This is a genomic window from Aeromonas sp. sia0103, from assembly GCF_963895295.1.
GTDB classification, from domain to species: domain Bacteria; phylum Pseudomonadota; class Gammaproteobacteria; order Enterobacterales; family Aeromonadaceae; genus Aeromonas; species Aeromonas encheleia.
On sequence record NZ_CAWQKG010000011.1, the window covers coordinates 699,423 to 718,353 of the forward strand.

The 18,931-nt window shown below is 62.7% G+C and carries 19 protein-coding genes and 2 pseudogenes; 4 read left to right on the top strand and 17 right to left on the bottom strand.

The genetic code is table 11. The features are described 5' to 3' along the window. Positions 1–100: 100 nt before the first annotated feature. The 4 genes from AACW18_RS05980 to AACW18_RS05995 all read right to left on the bottom strand — a co-directional run bounded on the left by AACW18_RS05980 (position 101) and on the right by AACW18_RS05995 (position 3,675). Positions 101–943, bottom strand: a complete 843-nt coding sequence (locus tag AACW18_RS05980; RefSeq protein WP_218388093.1) for a cobalamin-binding protein — start codon at positions 941–943, stop codon at positions 101–103. Then, a complete protein-coding gene (locus AACW18_RS05985) occupies positions 936–1,871 on the bottom strand; it encodes a cobalamin biosynthesis protein CobD/CbiB (protein WP_218388358.1) in 936 nt (311 codons plus the stop codon). Before AACW18_RS05985 ends, AACW18_RS05980 begins: the two co-directional genes overlap by 8 nt. A gap of 23 nt (positions 1,872–1,894) precedes the next feature. Beyond that, positions 1,895–2,587, bottom strand: coding sequence for a 5'-methylthioadenosine/S-adenosylhomocysteine nucleosidase (gene mtnN, locus AACW18_RS05990; protein WP_218328022.1), 693 nt, complete (start codon positions 2,585–2,587; stop codon positions 1,895–1,897). 158 nt (positions 2,588–2,745) lie between these two features. Beyond that, complete coding sequence (locus tag AACW18_RS05995) at positions 2,746–3,675, bottom strand: ZIP family metal transporter (protein ID WP_218388094.1); 930 nt, start codon at positions 3,673–3,675, stop codon at positions 2,746–2,748. Positions 3,676–3,775: 100 nt separating this feature from the next. Between AACW18_RS05995 and AACW18_RS06000 the strand changes: the two are divergent. After that, positions 3,776–3,964: pseudogene (locus AACW18_RS06000) on the top strand (methyl-accepting chemotaxis protein); the annotation flags it as partial. A gap of 96 nt (positions 3,965–4,060) precedes the next feature. Here the strand turns inward: AACW18_RS06000 and gloA are convergent. The 8 genes from gloA to rsxA all read right to left on the bottom strand — a co-directional run bounded on the left by gloA (position 4,061) and on the right by rsxA (position 11,324). After that, positions 4,061–4,474: a lactoylglutathione lyase gene (gene gloA / locus AACW18_RS06005; RefSeq protein ID WP_218388095.1), complete on the bottom strand. Its 414-nt coding sequence runs from the start codon at positions 4,472–4,474 to the stop codon at positions 4,061–4,063. 107 nt (positions 4,475–4,581) lie between these two features. Continuing rightward, positions 4,582–5,223, bottom strand: a complete 642-nt coding sequence (gene nth, locus AACW18_RS06010; protein ID WP_218388096.1) for an endonuclease III — start codon at positions 5,221–5,223, stop codon at positions 4,582–4,584. A gap of 31 nt (positions 5,224–5,254) precedes the next feature. Then, positions 5,255–6,013, bottom strand: coding sequence for an electron transport complex subunit E (locus AACW18_RS06015; protein WP_042654503.1), 759 nt, complete (start codon positions 6,011–6,013; stop codon positions 5,255–5,257). Positions 6,014–6,088: 75 nt separating this feature from the next. After that, a complete protein-coding gene (gene rsxG, locus AACW18_RS06020) occupies positions 6,089–6,721 on the bottom strand; it encodes an electron transport complex subunit RsxG (RefSeq protein ID WP_042654541.1) in 633 nt (210 codons plus the stop codon). 43 nt (positions 6,722–6,764) lie between these two features. Beyond that, the gene (gene rsxD, locus AACW18_RS06025; protein WP_218388097.1) at positions 6,765–7,817 is read right to left on the bottom strand and encodes an electron transport complex subunit RsxD; all 1,053 of its coding nucleotides are present in this window, start codon (positions 7,815–7,817) and stop codon (positions 6,765–6,767) included. A 3-nt stretch (positions 7,818–7,820) separates the two neighbouring features. Further along, positions 7,821–10,169, bottom strand: coding sequence for an electron transport complex subunit RsxC (rsxC, locus tag AACW18_RS06030; RefSeq protein ID WP_218388098.1), 2,349 nt, complete (start codon positions 10,167–10,169; stop codon positions 7,821–7,823). Positions 10,170–10,171: 2 nt separating this feature from the next. Further along, positions 10,172–10,738 carry an electron transport complex subunit RsxB gene (rsxB, locus tag AACW18_RS06035; protein WP_218388099.1) on the bottom strand — a complete coding sequence of 189 codons (567 nt, stop codon included), beginning with the start codon at positions 10,736–10,738 and terminating at the stop codon, positions 10,172–10,174. A 4-nt stretch (positions 10,739–10,742) separates the two neighbouring features. Continuing rightward, positions 10,743–11,324 (bottom strand): electron transport complex subunit RsxA, encoded by a 582-nt coding sequence (rsxA, locus tag AACW18_RS06040; protein WP_042654507.1) that lies wholly within the window; start codon positions 11,322–11,324, stop codon positions 10,743–10,745. A 340-nt stretch (positions 11,325–11,664) separates the two neighbouring features. Between rsxA and AACW18_RS06045 the strand changes: the two genes are divergently transcribed. Further along, on the top strand, positions 11,665–11,862 hold the full coding sequence (locus AACW18_RS06045; RefSeq protein WP_218290353.1) for a hypothetical protein: 198 nt from the start codon (positions 11,665–11,667) through the stop codon (positions 11,860–11,862). A gap of 78 nt (positions 11,863–11,940) precedes the next feature. On the opposite strand, the gene AACW18_RS06050 is transcribed toward AACW18_RS06045, so the two are convergent. From AACW18_RS06050 to AACW18_RS06060, 3 genes and pseudogenes are all read right to left on the bottom strand, one after another. Beyond that, on the bottom strand, positions 11,941–12,384 hold the full coding sequence (locus AACW18_RS06050; protein WP_269746809.1) for a methyl-accepting chemotaxis protein: 444 nt from the start codon (positions 12,382–12,384) through the stop codon (positions 11,941–11,943). A gap of 96 nt (positions 12,385–12,480) precedes the next feature. Beyond that, a pseudogene (locus AACW18_RS06055) lies at positions 12,481–13,239 on the bottom strand (PAS domain-containing protein); the annotation flags it as partial. A gap of 344 nt (positions 13,240–13,583) precedes the next feature. Next, positions 13,584–14,420 (bottom strand): helix-turn-helix domain-containing protein, encoded by an 837-nt coding sequence (locus tag AACW18_RS06060; RefSeq protein WP_218388101.1) that lies wholly within the window; start codon positions 14,418–14,420, stop codon positions 13,584–13,586. Positions 14,421–14,920: 500 nt separating this feature from the next. Here AACW18_RS06060 and AACW18_RS06065 point away from each other — a divergent pair, with 500 nt between their 5' ends. Further along, positions 14,921–17,341, top strand: a complete 2,421-nt coding sequence (locus tag AACW18_RS06065; protein WP_218388102.1) for a beta-glucosidase — start codon at positions 14,921–14,923, stop codon at positions 17,339–17,341. 83 nt (positions 17,342–17,424) lie between these two features. On the opposite strand, the gene AACW18_RS06070 is transcribed toward AACW18_RS06065, so the two are convergent. Further along, positions 17,425–17,862: a DUF4124 domain-containing protein gene (locus tag AACW18_RS06070; RefSeq protein ID WP_042654512.1), complete on the bottom strand. Its 438-nt coding sequence runs from the start codon at positions 17,860–17,862 to the stop codon at positions 17,425–17,427. Positions 17,863–18,269: 407 nt separating this feature from the next. Here AACW18_RS06070 and AACW18_RS06075 point away from each other — a divergent pair, with 407 nt between their 5' ends. Then, complete coding sequence (locus AACW18_RS06075) at positions 18,270–18,359, top strand: hypothetical protein (RefSeq protein ID WP_339381473.1); 90 nt, start codon at positions 18,270–18,272, stop codon at positions 18,357–18,359. A gap of 146 nt (positions 18,360–18,505) precedes the next feature. Here AACW18_RS06075 and AACW18_RS06080 read toward each other — a convergent pair whose 3' ends face one another. Beyond that, complete coding sequence (locus tag AACW18_RS06080; RefSeq protein WP_218388104.1) at positions 18,506–18,829, bottom strand: hypothetical protein; 324 nt, start codon at positions 18,827–18,829, stop codon at positions 18,506–18,508. Between the last annotated feature and the right edge of the window lie 102 nt (positions 18,830–18,931).

Sequence of the window (18,931 nt, forward strand, 5' to 3'; positions counted from 1 at the left end):
TGTCCCGTTATGAAGTGAGTATCTGGCAGATTGGAAGCATATTTTATGCCACATATAATGGCGGGTCATCGGACGGATGACCCGCGGAGGGAGGCAGGGGTCAGGCGGGGGAGGCCGGGTTGCTCCGGGCGATCTCCTTGCACAGTTGCTCCACCGCGTTGAGGGCCCTGGGGGTGAAGCGGTGCAGCTCATCGGGGTTGATGAGGGCGAGCCGCCGGTGCTTGACGGCATCCAGCATGGACCACTGCTGCCAGTGGGTCAGCACGGCGGGATCCCGGCTGCCGGCCAGGATAAGCCGCGGGTTGGCCTTGATCACCTGCTCCAGCCCGATCTGGGGGTAGGGGGTCTTGGCCGCGGCGGTCACGTTGCTGCCGCCGCACAGTGCGATGGCCTGGCCCGGCCAGGTCGAATCGTTGACGCTGGTGAGCGGCGGGGTCCAGAGCTGGTAGAACACCGAGACCGGCTTGGGCTGGCCGTAGCGCTGTTTCAGGGCATCCAGCCGCGCCAGATAGGCATCGGCCTCACGATTAGCCTGCTGCTCGACTCCGAGCAGGGTGCCGAGGCGGCGCATCTCGTCGGCCAGCGAGGCAAAGTCGGTGGGCTCCGAATAGAAGATGGGGATGCCGAGCTGCTCGACGGGGGCCAGCATGCGGGACTGGGCCGAGCGCCAGGCCACCACCAGATCTGGTTTCTGGGCCAGCAGGGCCTCGAGGTTGATGCTGCGGTAGTTGGCGACCCGCGGCTTCGCCTGCGCCTCGGGGGGAAAGTCGGAGGCATCGTCGGTCGCGACTATGCGATCCCCGGCACCGATATCGAACAGCAGCTCGGTCAGATGAGGGGTGAGGCTGATGATGCGCTGCGGCGTCTGCGCCAGCCCGGCCAGCGGCCAACAGAGCAGGCAAAGTAGCGCGCCCAGGGTGCGCGGGCTGAAGATACTAGCCATGGAATTGCTCCAGCAGGGTCAATAGCAGCGCCAGCGCCAGCCAGCCCCAGCCCGTCAGCAGCAGGCGCCGGAGCAGGCGTTGCGGCGAGTCGGCGGCGGGTTCGGCGTGTGCGTCAAACACCGGAAAGCGCACTAGCTGCCCCTGATAGTAGCGGGGGCCCCCCAGTCGGCTGCCGCAGGCGTGAGCCAGCAGGCCAAGCAGACAGCCCATGGCCGGATAGGGCCAGTGCAGGGCAGCGCGCAGCCGGCTGCCCAGCTGACGCAACTGGGTTAGTAATAGCGGCAGCCCCAGCAGCAGGATGGCGGGCGCGCAGAGTGCCTGATAGAGCGCGGCGGCGGGGCGGCCGAAATAGGCAAACTGCAGCTGTTTCGGGCTCCAGCCCTGATTCATCAGCTGGGCGAGGCGCCAGAGCAGGGCGCCTTGCACGCCCGCCAGGGCGAAGCCCAGCAAGGGGCCGGCCCATTGGCCCACCAGGCGCAGCACGCAGCTCTCGCTGACCGCCTTGTTCAGCCCCATCACCGACATCGCCCCCGTCTCGCGCTTGAGCCAGGGCGCCGCCTGCAGGCGGGCCACGACCAGCGTCTCCTGAGTCGCCAGCACCCGGGTCGCCTTGGCGAGTTCCCGCAGCGGCCATGATTCCAGCATCAGCAGCAGAAACAGGAGATCGAACAGGGGCTCGGACAGGGAGAGGTTGCGCACCGCCCAGAGCCCGGCGGCGCAGGGCAGCCAGACCACCAGCAGGGCCAGCAGCCCCGCCTGGGTTTGTTGCCTGGGCGAGCCGTCGGGGCGATAGACCCGCCGACCGAGGCGAGCCAGCAGCGGCACCGTGGCCCCGAGCCGGAAGCGGGCAGGCCAGGGCAGGATGGCCTCCAGCAGGGCGGCGCCCACTAAAATGGCCGCCGCAGTCGAGACCAGCGAGGCGGCCATGGGCGCCAGGGCGGCGGTGTCGATCACAGCTTGCCGAGCAGCTTGATGATCATCTCGGCCGAGTGCTGGCCTGCCACCTCGATGAAGGCATCGAAGGATTCCACCTGCTCCTTGCCGGCGATGTCAGACATGGCGCGCACCACCAGATAGGGCACCTTGAACATGTGGCACACCTGGCCGATAGCGGCCCCTTCCATCTCGACCGCCAGCATCTGCGGGAAGTCGGCGCGCGCCTTGGCGATGGCGTCCGGCTTGCACATAAACTGATCACCGGTGCAGATGAGGCCGATCTTGGTCTGATGCTTGCCCTGCTCGGCGATGCAGCTCTGGGCAAGCGCGATCAGCTTCTCGTCACAGGGGAAGGCGGCGGGCTGCTGCGCCATCTGGCCCATCTCGTAGCCAAAGGCGGTCACGTCCACGTCGTGGAAGCGCATCTCGCTGGCGATCACCACGTCACCTATGTGCAGGTCCTGGGCGAAACCGCCGGCGGAGCCGGTGTTGATGACGCAATCCGGGGCAAATTTTTCCAGCAGCAGGCCGGTGGCGACGCTGGCGGCGACCTTGCCGATGCCGGAGCGGGTCAGGATCACCTCTTTACCGGCCAACCGGCCCTGATAGAACTCGCAGCCGCCCAGTTGCAGGGTGGTCAGTTCGCTCAGCTGGCTGCGCAGCAGGGCCACTTCCTGCTCCATGGCGCCGATAATACCTACTTTCATCCTCTACCTCGTCTCTATGGCCCTTGGGCCGAATAAGTTGGCGCGGATCATAGCAAAAGATAAGGGCGGCGCCGAGTGCCGGTGGTCGAATGCGGGCGGGGGAGGCCGGTGTGGCGTCTAAATAAACCGGCTCGCTCCCCCGACCATCAATCCGCGTCTCAACCCAGCGCCGTGTCCAGCGTCATCATCAGGGCGAAGCCCGCCATCAGGCCGAGGGTGGCATGGGTCTGGTGGCCGTTGCGGTGGGTCTCGGGGATCACCTCGTGGGAGACCACGAACAGCATGGCCCCGGCGGCCAGTCCCAGGCCAATGGGGTAGGCGAGGGCCATGCCGCTGGCGAGACCGACCCCGAGCAGGGCACCGAGCGGTTCCAGCAGGCCGCTGCCGATGGCGACCAGCACGGCGACCGAGGGGCGAAAACCGGCGGCGCACATGGCCAGCGCGACTGCGAGCCCTTCCGGTATGTCCTGCAGGGCGATGGCGGTGGTCAGCGGCAGACCCACCGCCATGTCCCCCTGGGAGAAGCTGACCCCGATGGCCATCCCCTCCGGCAGGTTGTGGAGCGCGATGGCAAACACGAACAGCCAGACCCGGGAGCAGCTCTCATGGCCGGGGCCGCAGGGGCCTGTCTTGTCATGCTCGTGGGGGGTGAACTGATCCAGCCCCAGCATCAGCAGCACCCCGAGCGTCATGCCGGCGACCACCACGGCGGCGGCGAGAAAACCGTCCCCGGTGATCCCCTCGGCGGCCTCAAGCCCCGGCAGCAGCAGGGAGAAGGCGCTGGCCGCCAGCATCATGCCGGCGGCAAAACCCAGCATGCCGTCTTCCACCCGCTGGGGCACGGAGCGCAGAAACAGCGCCGGCAGGGCGCCGAGGGCGGTGGCCGCGAAACCGGCGACGCCGCCGATGAGGCCGTAACGAACGCCCGGGCTGATATCACCGGTCGCCAGCATGACGAGGCTCTGCAGCAGGAGCAGCAGCACGGCGACCAGCGCGATCAGCAACCCGAAGGCGGTGAGCGGGCGGGCCTGCATCTGCTCGCGCAGTTGAACGGACCAGGAAGAGGGGAGGGTCGACGCGTTATCCATGGACAAGACCTTGAGGCGAAGGGGAGACGAGGGCTCCATTACATCGCCGGCGCTCCCCTTTGTCCACGCTGGCGGGCCGATTGTGGCAATCGGCCAGGGGATCCAGATCGCCAGCGCCTGTGGTGAGCAGGACGCGGTCTCCGATTAGCTTGGCCGCAACGTGGAGCGGATCAATGAATCCTCCAACGAGGTGGCCATAGGGGCGGATCACACCGCCCGCGCCTGCCTGGAGCTGAGTCAGCTGGCGGCGGGCCTGCGCCAGACCATAGGCCGCTTCCGGCTGGCCTGATGGCCGGCTGCCACGGCAGAAATCTCGAGCATAAAAAACGGGGCCCTGGGCCCCGTTTTTTATTCACCTCCATGCAAGGGAGGGTACAGGTGTGACTCAGAAGCTCTGGCCGAGGCCCGCGCCTGCGTCTTTCTTGGCGATCAGTTCAATCTTGTAACCGTCGGGGTCTTCCACGAAGGCGATGACGGTGGTGCCGCCTTTGACCGGGCCCGGCTCGCGGGTGATCTTGGCGCCGGCGGCGCGCAGGGCGTCGCAGGTGCCGTAGATGTCGTCCGCTTCCAGCGCGATGTGGCCGTAGGCCGAGCCCAGCTCATACTCGCTCACGCCCCAGTTGTAGGTGAGCTCGATGACGGCTTCGTCCTTCTCGTCGCCATAACCGACGAAGGCCAGGGTGTACTTGTATTCGCTGTTCTCGCTCTTGCGCAAGAGCTTCATCCCCAGCACGCGGGTGTAGAAATCGATGGAGCGTTGCAGATCGCCGACGCGTAACATCGTATGCAGGATTCTCATTGCTCAATTCTCCGGGTAGTGGTTCTTTTGTATTCACACAAATCGTTGATAAGAGAGGCAGAGTCTCGAGGTTGGCACAACTGCATGTTGTGCAGGCGCCTCATCGATCAGCTCTCCGGGTAGACCTTTTCTTTGTACTCACACAAGTCTTCGATGATACAGGAGCCGCAGCGCGGTTTGCGCGCCAGGCAGGTGTAACGACCGTGCAGGATCAGCCAGTGGTGCACATCCAGCTTGAACTCGGCGGGCACCACCTTGAGCAGCTTCTCCTCCACCTGATCCACGTTCTTGCCCACCGCGAAGCCGGTGCGGTTGGAGACGCGAAAGATATGGGTGTCGACGGCGATGGTGGGCCAGCCGAAGGCGGTGTTGAGCACCACGTTGGCGGTCTTGCGACCGACCCCGGGCAGGGCTTCCAGCGCCTCGCGGTCCTCCGGCACCTCGCCATTATGGCGCTCCAGCAGGATGGCGCAGGTCTTGATGACGTTCTCGGCCTTGGTGTTGAACAGGCCTATGGTTTTGATGTACTGCTTCACCCCGTCCACCCCGAGCGCCAGCATGGCGGCGGGGGTGTTGGCTACCGGATAGAGCTTGTCGGTGGCCTTGTTGACGCTCACGTCGGTGGCCTGGGCCGACAGCAGCACGGCGATCAGCAGCTCGAACGGCGAGTTGAAGTTGAGTTCTGTGGTGGGGTGGGGATTGTTGTCCCGCAGCCGCTCCAGAATCTGTCTGCGTTTTTGATTGTTCATCGATTCTCGGGTCTGTCCTGGCGCAAGAGCATTAGAGCTGGGTGGCGCGGGCACCGGCCGCCGGCACGCTGCAGTGCGCCTTGTCGGCACTCTGCTTGCGGCCCATCCAGTCGTTGATGGCATTCTTGCCGGCGATGAGCAGCCCCAGCCCGATGAAGCCACCGGGCGGCAGGATCGCCAGCAGCAGGCTGGCATCGGCATGGAACAGCTCGATGCGCAGTGACTTGGCCCAGTCCCCCAGCAGCAGATCGGCGCCGTCGAACAGGGTGCCCATGCCGATGATCTCCCGCAGTCCCCCCAGCACCAGCAGCACCAGGGTGAAGCCCAGCCCCATCATCAAGCCGTCGATGGCCGCCAGCAGGGGCGGGTTCTTGGAGGCATAGGCCTCGGCCCGGCCTATGATGACGCAGTTGGTGACGATCAGCGCGATGAAGATGCCGAGCGCCTGATAGAGGCCATAGGTGTAGGCGTTCATCAGCAGCTGCACGCTGGTCACCAGGGCGGCGATGATCATCACGTAGACCGGGATGCGAATGTCCTTGGGCACCCAGTTGCGCACCAGGGAGATGGCCAGGTTGGAGCTGATCAGCACCACCATGGTCGCCAGCCCCAGCCCAAGGGCGTTGGTGAAGGTGGAGGAGACCGCCAGGGTCGGGCACAAGCCCAGCACCTGCACCAGGGAGGGGTTGTTCTTCCACAGCCCCTGCAGCATCAGCTCCTTGAGCTCTTCGCGACGGCCATTGCTCTCGCTGGCGAGACCCTGATCGTCAATCACATCAATCTGTTCCATCTGTTGGCTCCGCTGTGTTCGAGTAGCCGGCTTCGGCCGTCAATCTGTGCCATCTCGGTTCATTATCGACCGGGATCATGGGGCTGTGTCGCAGGGGGGGGCGTCACGCAGCAGCTCCGGGTGCTGTTGCTGCAACAGCAGCAGGTTCTTCACTGCCTTGACCACGGCGCGAGGGGTGATGGTGGCGCCGGTGAAGGCGTCGAATTCGCCGCCATCCTTCTTCACCGCCCAGCTCGCGTCGTTGTCCGCATTGAGCACCCGGCCGACGAAGCTGTCGATCCAGTTGGATTTCTTCAGCTCGATCTTGTCGCCCAGACCCGGGGTCTCCCTGTGGGCCAGCACCCGCACCGCGCTGACGGCGCCCTTGGCATCGGTACCTACGACCATGCGAATGGCCCCACTGTAGCCGTCGGGGGCCACGGTTTCCAGCGCATAGCCGGTGTGCTCGCCGTTGAGCGTCGCGGTATAGAGCGGCATGGGCTGATCGCTGCCCAGATATTCCCGGCTCCTGACCAGCTTGCAGCTGGCCACCAGATCGTTGTCATAGCTCCCCTCCGGCAACAGGGCTTCGAGGGTGCGCAGCTTCTCCAGCTGTTGCTGGTGGGCGATGCGGTCCTTGGTCAGCTCGTTGGTCAGCACCACCATGGCGGTGCAGCCAAGGGCGAACAGGGCCAGGGTCACGCCGTTCTTGCGCATGCTCTTTAACATGTTGTGGCTCCGGTTCCGCTGGGATGAGAAGTCAAAGATGAGGTCATTTGCGGCGCGCTCCATAGACCTTGGGGCGGGTCAGGCTGTCGATCAGCGGTACGCACAGGTTGGCCAGCAGCACCGCGAAGGCGAAGGCGTCCGGGTAACCGCCGTAGCGGCGAATGAGGTAGACCAGCACGCCGATCAGCACGCCGTATACCAGCCGGCCCCGCGGGGTGGTGCTGGCACTCACCGGATCGGTGGCGATGAAGAAGGCCCCCAACATGGTGGCGCCGCTGAACAGGTGCAGCATGGGGGTGGCGGTGGCGTCCGGCGTGGCCAGATAGCCCAGGGTGGCAGAGAGCAGCAAGGCCCCCAGCACGGCGACCGGAATGCGCCAGTGGATCACCTTCTGCTGCAGCAGGAACAGGCCCCCCAGCAGATAGCCGAGGTTGACCCAGCTCCAGCCGATGCCGCCCCAGCCCTCGAACACTTTGTGGGTCATCACCTCGCTGGCGGTGAGGCCCTGGGTCAGGCCGGTCTTCAGGGTGTCGAGCGGCGTGGCCATGGTCAGGCCATCCACCCCCTGCTTGAGCTGCAGCATGCTGTAGCCGTCCAGGCTGAAGCCGGTGAAGATCACCGAGACGGCGTCACCGAAGCCAAGGTCATAGGCCGCTATGCTCGACGGCGGCAACCAGCTGGTCATCTGGACCGGGAAGGAGACCAGCAGCAGCACATAGGCCACCATGGCCGGGTTGAACAGGTTCTGGCCCAGCCCTCCATAGAGGTGCTTGGCGATGATGATGGCAAAGGCGGTGCCCAGCACCAGCATCCACCAGGGCAGCAGGGGGGGCAGGGAGAGCCCGATCAGCACGGCGGTCAGCGCCGCGCTGCCGTCCAGCAGGGCCGGTTTGACGGGGCGGCCCCGCAGTTTGAGTACCAGCGCCTCGCTGCCCAGCGCCGTCGCCAGCGCCAGCAGGATCTGGATCAGGGTTCCCCAGCCGAAGAACCAGATCTGGGCCAGCAGGCCCGGCAGACAGGCCAGGATCACCAGCAACATCAGGGTCTGGGTCTGTTTGCGGTTATGGGCAAACGGCGCACTCGCGATATTGAACATGGATCAGTGACTCTTGTCGGAAAGTGGGTCTGACTCTGTCTCGCCCTGAGCGGCAGCCTCGGCGGCCAGTTTCTTCGCCTTGGCGCGAGCGATGGCGGCGGCGATGGCCGCCTTCTTGGGGTCGACGTCGGCGACGGGGGCCGGCTCGACCGCCGGGGCCTCGGCTGTGTTGGCCTCAGTCTCGGCGACCGCTTCCCCCGCAGCCTGGGCAGCCTTCTTGGCCTTGGCACGGGCGATGGCGGCGGCGATGGCCGCCTTCCTGGGGTCGACGTCGGCAGCGGGGGCCGGTTCGACCGCCGGGGCCTCGGCCGCTTCCCCCTCAGCCTGAGCGGCCTTCTTGGCCTTGGCACGGGCGATGGCGGCGGCAATGGCCGCCTTCTTGGGATCGACCTCGGCGACGGGAGCCGGTTCGGTCACAGTGGCCTCGGCTGTGTTAGCCTCGGGCTCGGCGATCACTTCCCCCGCAGCCTGGGCGGCTTTCTTGGCCTTGGCACGGGCGATGGCGGCGGCAATGGCCGCCTTCTTGGGATCGACCTCGGCGACGGGAGCCGGTTCGGTCACAGTGGCCTCGGCTGTGTTGGCCTCGGGCTCGGCGATCACTTCCCCCGCAGCCTGAGCGGCTTTCTTCGCCTTGGCACGGGCCAGGGCGGCGGCGATGGCGGCCTTCTTGGGATCTGCCTCGGGCGTCACCGCCGTGATGGTGGTGGTTGCTTCATCGCCATCGCTGGCCTTGGCGGCGCGACGGGCCAGCGCCTCCTGCTTGCGGGCCTCGCGGGCCGCCATCATGGCGGCGTTGTCCGGTTGCACCTCTGCACCAGCGGCCGCCTGCTTGGCCTTGAGACGGGCCAGAGCGGCGGCGACCGGGTCTTCCCCACCCGCCGTCGTCATGGCCTGGCGGCGCTGGGCCGCCGCCTCGGCATGGCGGGCCTCGCGCGCGGCCTTTTCCCGCTCGAAGCGGGCCTGCTTGGCCTCGAATCGCTGCTTGGCGCGCTCGGCCTTCTCTGCCTCGGCGTGGACCTCGCGGATGTCATCCTTGGCAATCTTGTAGTACTGCACCAGCGGGATCTCGCTCGGGCAGACCCAGGCACAGGCGCCGCACTCGATGCAGTCGAACAGGTTGAGCCCCTCGGCCTTGTCGTACTCCTTGGCACGGCTGTACCAGTACAACTCCTGCGGCAGCAGGTTGGCGGGGCAGACGTCGGAACAGGCGCTGCAACGGATGCAGGACTGCTCGGGGCCGGGGGGCGGCAGCTCGGCCCGGGTGGGGGAGAGCAGACAGTTGGTGGCCTTGACCACGGGCACCATGGCGTGGGGCAGGGTGAAGCCCATCATGGGGCCACCCATGATGACGCGCTGATCCGCCTCCGGCTGCAGCTCGAAGCGTTGCAACAGCCAGCGCACCGGTGTGCCGAGGCGCACCCAGGCGTTGCCCGGCTTCTTGAAGGCATCCCCGGTGAGGGTGACGATGCGCTCGATCAGCGGCTCACCGTCGATGATGGCGCGCTTGATGGCAAACACGGTGGCGACGTTGAGCACCATGATACCCATGTCGACCGCCCGGCCGCCCTTGGGAACCTGGCGTCCGGTGAGCAGCTCTATGGTCTGCTTGGCCCCGCCGGAGGGGTACTTGGTCGGCACCGCCTTGACCAGCACATCCGGGTCTGTGGCATGGCGGTTGAGGGCGTCGATGGCCGCCGGCTTGTTGTCTTCCACCCCGATCAGGGTCAGCTTGGGCTTGAGCAGGTGCTTGAGCACCCGGATGCCGTCCATGATCTCGTCGGCATACTGCTGCATCAGCCGATCATCTGTGGTGATGTAGGGTTCGCACTCCAGGCCGTTGACGATCAGGATCTCGGTGAGCTGACCACGGCCATCGAGCTTGCTGTGGGTCGGGAACACGGCGCCGCCGAGGCCGGCGATACCGGCCTGCTGGATGCGTTCGAGCAGTTCGCCCCGCTCCAGATTCCAGTAATCTGGGCGAGCGTCGCGCACTCCCCAGGCATCTTCCCCATCCGGGGTGAGGGTGATGCAGAGATCGTCGAGACCGGACGGATGGGCCACCGTATGGAGGTCGATGGCGGTGACGGTGCCCGAGGTGGAGGCATGCACCGGCACTATGCGGCCCTTGTCATAGCGGGTCAGCGGCTGACCCTTCTTGACCTTGTCACCGACCCGTACCAGCAGATCGCCGGCCGGGCCCGCGTGCTGGCGCACCGGGATGATGAGCTGGGGAGGAATCCCCGCGTCCATCACCGGTGTCAGGCTGGACTGGTGCTTGTTTTCGGGAGGATGAATGCCGCCGTGAAAATCCCAGAGGGTGCCGGCTTTGATACGTTCGAGCAAGGACTGCATGGTTACTCCACTATCTTGACCGGAATGGTGACCTTGGCCAGATCCCATTTCCAGTTATCGACCGTGGTCGGAACCGGGATCATCTCGATACAGTCGGTCGGGCAGGGGTCGACACAGAGATCGCACCCTGTGCACTCGCTGACGATGACGGTGTGCATCGCCTTGGTGGCACCGAGGATGGCATCGACCGGGCAGGCCTGGATGCACTTGGTGCAACCTATGCACCTGTCTTCGTGAATGAAGGCCACCTTCTTGATGGGCACCGCCGCCTCGTCACCGCCGCCGAGCGGCTGGGGCTCGACCCCCATCAGGTCGGCTATCTTGCGCATGGTGGCATCGCCACCGGGTACACACTTGTTGATCTGATCGCCGTTGGCGAGCGCCTCGGCGTAGGGCTTGCAGCCGGGATAGCCGCACTGGCCGCACTGGGTCTGGGGCAGCAGGGCATCGAGCTGATCGACGATGGGATCCGCCTCGACATGAAACTTGACGGCGGCGAAGCCCAGAATGAGGCCGAAGGCCAGGGCCAGCAGGGCCAGCACCAGGATGGCAAAGAATATGTGAGTCATAGCGCTATATCTTGATGAGGCCGGTAAAGCCCATGAAGGCCAACGACATCAGCCCGGCGGTGACCATGGCGATGGAGACGCCGCGAAAGGGGGTGGGCACATCGGCGGCCACCAGGCGCTCGCGCATGGCGGCAAACAGGATCAGCACCAGCGAGAAGCCGCACGCCGCGCCGAAGCCGTAGATGATGCTCTGCATGAAGTTGTGGCGTTCGTTGATGCTCAGCAGCGCCACGCCGAGCACGGCGCAGTTGGTGGTGATGAGCGGCAGGAAGATGCCGAGCAGGCGATAGAGGGTCGGGCTGCTCTTGCGAATGACCATCTCGGTGAACTGCACCACCACCGCGATCACCAGGATAAAGCCAAGGGTGCGCAGGTAGGCGATGTTCAGCGGGATCAGAATATAGTGCTCCATCAGATAGGAGCAGGCGCTGGCCAGCGTCATCACGAAGGTGGTAGCCAGTCCCATGCCGATGGCGGTTTCCAGCTTGCCAGAGACGCCCATGAAGGGGCAAAGGCCGAGAAACTTCACCAGCACGAAGTTGTTGATCAGGACAGTGCCGACCAGTAAAAGCAGGTACTCAGTCATGGGAGATGGGTTATCCGGTATGAAGGCGACCATATTATCTGATTTTAGGTGCCTTTAGACAACCGGAAGGCCGCATGGTTATTATTCGGATGGCCAATTTAGGGGGGCGTCGTGCCCCTTTCCCTCCTTTTTCCCTGATCATGTCCCGGTACGGTGACCGTGCCCAGGCAGGTGTCGTGGCTTAGGCCTGCGGCAGAGGCATCGTCATAGACCCGGGGTTTGTCCCCTGTTCATCGCGCAGACTGAGCTGGTCAGCGGCCCTTTGTTGGCTACCTTGGCTACATTTTGAGTAGCAGTGTGGCCGCATGGCGCAAGCGTGCAGAGAGTGAGGAGCCGAGCGATGAACAGCATGATGTTACTGGCGAGGGCGCAGACGCTGCTGACCCACCATCCCTTTACCCTGGCCGATGCGAGGGCGCTGGAGGCGCTGGAGGAGGAGGCGGTGGGCGAGGAGGGGCTGCGCATCGCCGAGTTGTGGGAGGCGGCCCTGGCATCGGCCGACGAGGATGCCAGGCGCTATCTGCAGGGGGAGGATTGAGCCGCGAACTGAATAATGGCTAGCCCAGTCAGCAAACAAAACACGGGGACAGGCCCCGTGTTTTGTTGTGACCAGCGCTTAGATGGACAGGCTCTTGACGGTGTCCGAGACCGAGTTGGCATCCTCGATGATCTCCTTGATGACGCTGGAGACGATGTTGGCCTGCTCCTGTCCCGCCACCGCCTTGTCGGAGACGATGGAGACGGTCTGGGTGATCTTCGAGGTGATGTCGGAGTTGTGCTTGATGACCGAGACGATCTCGTTGGTGGAGCTAGAGGTGCGCGCGGCCAGTTGCCGCACCTCGTCCGCGACCACCGCAAAGCCTCGGCCCTGCTCCCCGGCCCTGGCCGCCTCGATGGCGGCGTTGAGCGCCAGCAGGTTGGTCTGATCCGCGATGCCGCTGATGGTCGAGATGATGGACTCGATGCTCTTGGATTGTTGATTGAGCAGATCTATCTGCTTGCTGACCTCGTTGACCGAGGTGTTGATGTGGCGGGAGGTCTCCAGCACCTTGTCGATCACCTCGCGCCCCTTGGCGGCGCTCGAGACGGTCTCGCTGGCGATGGCGCAGGCCTTCTGGGCCGCCTCACGGGTAGAGATGGATTTCTCGACCCGCTCGGTGATGTCGCTCGCCAGCTTGATGATTTTTACCACCTTGCCCTCGTGGTTGAAGATGGGGTTGTAGGTCGCCTCCAGCCAGATCTTCTCGCCATGGCGTCCCAACCGCATGAAGAGCCCTGACTTGATGTTGCCCGAGCCCAGATCCCGCCAGAAGTTGGGGTTCTTATGATAAAACTCGGGATCGCAGAATTGGCGGTGGTGCTTGCCGACCACCTCCTCCAGCCGGTAGCCGAAGCAGTGGAGGAAATTCTGGTTGGCGGTGATGACGGTGCCATCCGGTTGAAAGTCGATCACCGCCAGCGACTTGTCGAGTGCCGCCAGCAGGGCCTGGGTGCGCTCCAGTGAGCTTTGTTGCGGGCTCACATCGGAGGCGACCTTGGCGACCCTGGCCACCCGGCCGTCGATCATGATGGGGAAGTAGGTGGCCTCCAGCCAGACGGCATTGCCGGACTTCGACTGGCGGATGAAGCGGCCATTGCGCGCGGTGCCGCCGCGCAGATCCTGCCACAGGCTCTCGTATTCACGGGTCTTGACGTCTTCCGGGAAACAGAGCGCGCTGTGGTGCTTGCCGATCAGCTCCTCCCGTTGAAAGCCCACTATCTTCAGGAACAGGTCGTTGACGAAGGTGACTATGCCCGCTGGGGTAAACTGGATGTAGGGAACCTGGGACTGGATGGCTTGTTCGAAGGCCCCCAGCTCCATCACTCTTGCCGCCTGTTCACTCGCTTCCTTGCTGGTTGTGCGTTTCCAGAACATAACAGAGCTCCTCCATGAGACCCTTGAATGACAGACTGACCGTAATCTGAGTAAATTAACAATAGCATCGCTATCCCATGAACCCTACTCGAATCACGGTGAACTTTTTGTATTTTTAATTATCAGTGCCGATTAATTTATTGGGCGAGGAGACTTGAATATCGGCTAGCCCCTGCGTGGCCAGATAATCACAGGGTGATCTCCCGATCATGCAGGATGCAGCCATAAATATGCATCAATTGGCACCCCATTATTATGGTGCCATTCGGAATGTGATTGCAGGCCTGGGGGCGAGATTATCGGCGTCACACCCATTTACATGAGATCTATTTATATGAGGCCCATCAGATCCGCTGACCGAGCCGGCGCCGATAGTGCAGGGGGGAAGAACCCATATGGGTCGAGAAAAACCGCGAGAATACCGAGAGGGAAGAGAAACGCAGCCGTTCGCTGATATCCTGAATACTCAGGTTGGTTTCGGCCAGCCAGCGACAGGACTTATTTATTCGCACCTTTTTTAATAGCAGGCTGAGATTGGTTTCCTCCTGACCGAGGCGAATATTGATGGTCCAGCGACTCATGCCCATGACGGCACAAATATGATCCATGAAACTGGTCTCATCCTTGATATGGTCATTCTCGATGACCTCATCAAGCAGGGAATAGATCAGGGATGAAAAACCCTGCTCATGTTCCAGCGCCGCCACCTTGCGGGTGATCAGCTGGTGCTGATTCTTGTTGAGCAGGGGCAGATAGGTCTCGGCCGGGCTGGCCAGATCGGCCCCCTTGAAGTAGATGACGTTGGCCTCCTGCCCAAACTGGCAGTGGCAGCCGAAGGCATCATCGAGCCGCTTGCGCCCGCGCTCATCGCTCCCGCGCAGGGAAACGGCGCTCTCGGTGGTAGGGGCATAGAGACGGACGAGGGCCCTGAGCAGCATGAAGTTGCCGATGGCGGAGTAGTTGCGCTGCGGCATGCCTGGCTCCTCGACATAGCCGATGGCGAGATGCTCCCCCTCCTTGCGCAGGACGAAGTTGTCGCAGTTGCCGATGATGACCCGGTTGCGGATATAGCCGAGCACCGCCTCCTCGGCATTTTTCTGATTGAGGCAATAACCCACCAGCTCCGGAAATAGTGCGTAGGCCCCGCTGATGATCTGATCATCAGCATCGGTTTGGCGCATGCGCTCTTGCCACAGGAAATCATATGGCTCCGTCTCTTTAATAAAGCGCAGATGCTGTTTGTCCGAGATGCGGCCATCATTCTTATCCAGCTCATATTGGCTGAGTTGACACTGCGCACGGATGGCATCGGTATTAACGCCATTTTCGCGCAGAAAATGCAGCGTCGATCTGGCAATAATATTGGAAACGCTCTTCCCCATATAAGTCCCTTCATGCCTGATAAGTATTATTGTGCTGGCCAGGCAGCATCCTGCTGCGCTGCGCGATTAAGGCATCTTCCCGGTGAGATAACTGCGCGTCAGATCAAATGCAGTGAAACTTAACGTCTGTTGTTGTAACCAAATGTAACGCTGTGATGGCGGTGGTGATATTGAATATCACCACCGCCATGCACAATTCCCGCTCCCGGATGCAAAGCGGGCGCCCTTGTCTTCGCGCTACGCTGCACAGGCTATTCTGGCTTGTTTGTTCACCTGAACATGGAATGAAAGGGAATCATATGAAACATAATAATAACCTCAACAGATGGAGTGGGGTTGCCATTGCCATCGCAGTGGCCCTGGTGGCGCAAGGATGCAATGACAACAGCTCCAGCGCCAAGACGGAGGTCAACAAGGATAACGCCTATTACCGCGCCCTCGCCGAGGGGATGGTGCAGAAGATGACGCCCGAGGAGCGGCTGGGGATGCTGGTGGGGCCTGGCTATGTGTTTGCCAATGGCGCCTTCGTGGCCAACAAGGATGCCCTGAATAACCTCAAGAGCGATGTGCCCGGCAGCGTGGGCTACATCAACGGGGTATACAACGCCGAGTCGGGTCTGGACATCGCGGCCAGCAAGCTGGCGGATGGGCCTGCCGGAGTGCGCATCACGCCGACCCGGGACGGGGAAGCGGGCACCTTTTATGGCACCGCCTTCCCGGTGGGCACTTTGCTGGCCTCGACCTGGGATGCGGCCCTGGTCAAGCAGGTGGGGGCCGCCATCGGCAACGAGATCAAGGAGTACGGGCTGGATGTCTGGCTCGCTCCCGGCATGAATATCCAGCGCGACCCGCTCAACGGTCGCAACTTCGAATACTTCTCCGAGGATCCGTTGGTGTCGGGAGTGATGGGGGCCGCCGAGGTGGCGGGGGCGCAGGCCCAGGGGGTGGGAACCACCATCAAGCACTTCATCGCCAACAATGCCGAGACCTCGCGCTCCATCGTGGACAACATCATCTCCCCAAGAGCCATCCGGGAGATCTATCTGCGGGGCTTCCAATACGCGGAGGAGCACGCCAACCCCTGGGCGGTGATGACCGCCATGAACAAGGTCAACGGCACCTACACCGGGCAGTGGGCCGATCTCAACACCGCTGTGCTGCGGGGCGAATGGGGCTTCGAGGGCTTCGTCATGAGCGACTGGTGGTCGGGGGACGGTAGCTATGCCGCGATGATCAAGTCGGGCAACGACCTGATTGAACCGGGTGGACCGGCCTTGCCATACGGTTACGGGGATGCCCTGACCGGCCTGCAGGAGGCCTATGCCGCCGGGGATCTGAGCGCCGATACCATAGCGCAGGGGGCGGTGCGGATCCTGACCCAGGTGCTGAAGATGCCATCGAACCAGGGCTATGTGGCCGGCAATGCGCCGGATCTCGACGGCCATGCTCGCCTCTCCCGGCAGGCGGCCAGCGACGGCATGGTGCTGCTGAAAAACAGCCAGGCCAGTCTGCCATTGACCAAGGGCAGCAAGGTCGCCTCCTTCGGGATCACCCAGATCAACACGCTGAAAGGTGGGGCCGGCAGTGGTGATGTGAACGCGGCCCATACCGTCAATATGGTGGACGGGCTGGCGCAGCAGTTCGCCGTTGATGCCGGGCTGAAGGAGTTCTATCGCAGCTTCTTCGAGGCGAACAAGACATCGAGCGACTTCGGTGGCATCTCCACCGTGGTGAGCTGCCCGGAGCCGGCGCTGAGCCCGAGCGACATCGGCGCCTACGCCGCCAGCAATGACGTCGCCGTCATCACCCTGGGCCGCAACTCCATGCAAGGGGTGGATCGCCAGAACCTGAAGGGCGACTACCAGCTGTCGGATGTGGAGCAGAGCCTGATCGACGACGTCGCGGCCGCCTTCCACGGCCAGGGCAAGAAGGTGGTGGTGGTGCTCAACATCAGTGGCGTCATGGACACCAGCGCCTGGCAGGATAAGGTAGACGGCATACTGCTGGCCTACATGCCGGGGCAGGAGGCGGGCAATGCGGTGGCCGACTTGCTGTCGGGGGCCGTCAACCCCAGCGGCAAGCTGACCCAGACCTTCCCCCTCAGCTACACAGACGTGCCCTCGTCCAAGGGCTTCCCAGGTACCGACACCGACGGTGATGGCACCATAGATACCCACTACTACAACGAAGGCATCTATGTCGGCTATCGCTACTATGCGACCTTCGGCAAGGGGGTGAGCTATCCCTTTGGCTATGGACTCTCCTACACCAGCTTCGACTACAAGAACACGGCGATCACGGCCAACAGCCTCACCGAGCAAGGGGGCAAGCTGAGCCTGACGACGACGGTGTACAACAGTGGCGATGTACCGGGCAAGGAGGCCGCCCAGGTCTATGTGGCCGCGCCGGCGGGCACCCTCGGCAAGCCGGCCATCGAGCTCAAGGCATTCGCCAAGACCGGCCTGCTGGCGGCGGGGGCAAGCGAGACGCTGAGCTTCGAGATCCCGGCCACTTGGCTGGCCAGCTTCGACAACCTCAACAGCGAGTGGGTCATCGAGCCCGGGACCTACAAGCTGTATGTGGCCCCGTCCAGCGAGGTGTCGGCCATAGAGCCGCTGACCTTCACCCTGGCCAGCAGGCTGGTGGTCAGCAAGACCACGCCCGGCGCCCTGGCGCTGCCGGCCGGGGTCACCGAGGCCGCTTTCGAAACCCAGTATTGAGGGAGTAGCAATGGGGGAGCCTTGGCTCCCCCTTTTCATTCCAGTTTGCAGGTTCAGGCGCCGACGTTGGCACCTGAGCCTGTCTATTTCTGCTGCTGAAGGGTCGTGATCTGCTTGTTCAGGGCCTCCATGTCGCTCTGATGGCGGCGGGTCAGGGACTGTATCTCGGCGGCGGAGCGTGGCTCGCCGGTCTGGGATGTCGTGGCCCCGTTGAACCTGGCGATCTCACCTTTCATCTTCTGCTGTTTGGCCTCCATCTCGGCGCGCAGGGTCGCAATCTGGCGCTGCTTCTGGCTGTCGGCCAGATTTTTTTCTATCTCCTGGGTCTGCTTGCTGGCCTCTGCCACCGCCTCGACCGGTGGGGTGTAGACGCGCAAGTCCATGGGTTTGGCGTCACCGCTGCAGGGGATGTCGCTGAAGCTGACGCGGCCGTTGACTGTGCATTGATAGACGGCGGCCTGGGTAACCAGCGGGGCAGTGAGAATCAGGCTGGTGAGGCAGATGGCCAGAATGCGTGACATGGACTCCTCCTTGAATGCGGTGCCTGCACAACCAAGCCTGGGCAGGTTACTTGCTGATTGCATCGGGTATCTGAAACAGTAGTCGCTGCGGCGAGCCGCTTCATGACAGATTGCCACAGTTTATGAAGGTGTTCTGGCGTTGCCGGCCGGTTTGCCTGTGCGGTGGCTCTCATACAGCCCATCACTTCAAGGTGCTCCAGGGTAGTGACGGGGCTATGTGGGAAAAAACAGTACAAAATCCAATCGAAGTGCCAGTCCATCCACCGTTACATTCGGGCTATCGGCCCGGTCGCGCGGCCCTGCGTCATATTGTACCTGTTGCTTGCCCCAGCCCGTGAGCCGGTGCTGATAGAGGTGCATTGCATGGGGGGCGCGTTGATTACATTCCCAGCGGGGCGCATCCCAAGGTGGCGTTGCGAGATAGGGCTATCCGGGATGAGTTCAACAGTCGCAATATAGCGAAATGGGGTCGCAAACATGGGCTGACGGTAGCCTAAACCCATGCGGTAGTGGCGGAGCAGTGGCAATTGATCGGGCCCCGGTATCAGCCTGGATTGTCTGGATAGCAAGAGTGGTACTGCTCACATCGAGTAAAACCCCGCCATGGCGGGGTTTTACTTTAAATAACCAGAGAGTCTTTATATCAGGCGTTGGCAGGGATGGTGCATGTAGCGAGGAATTGGCCGGAAGGTTGTTTTTGGTAAACAATGCGCCCGCCTCGGCTATATATTTCCTCGACTATGTTAGTCCACTCGTCACCATATTTATGTATCACCGTCTTCTCCAGCGGATCATGAATGACCAGAGACGGAGGGATTTCGAAGCCACTGCAGAGAATTGGCTTGATGCTATCAAGCTCTTCGAAATCACTAACAGAGATATCGCGAGCATCAACGGTAAATGTCAGTGAGCCGCCGTTCTTAATAAAGCTTTGGAACTCTTGAGTTGTTGAGTCTATGATTGCCATCTCATCTCCTTAAAACATCAAGTCACAGTCATTTAAAGTGCTGCATAACAATATGCAGGAGCAAAAAAATACCCAGACGAGGGTCCTGTGTCAACCCTTTAA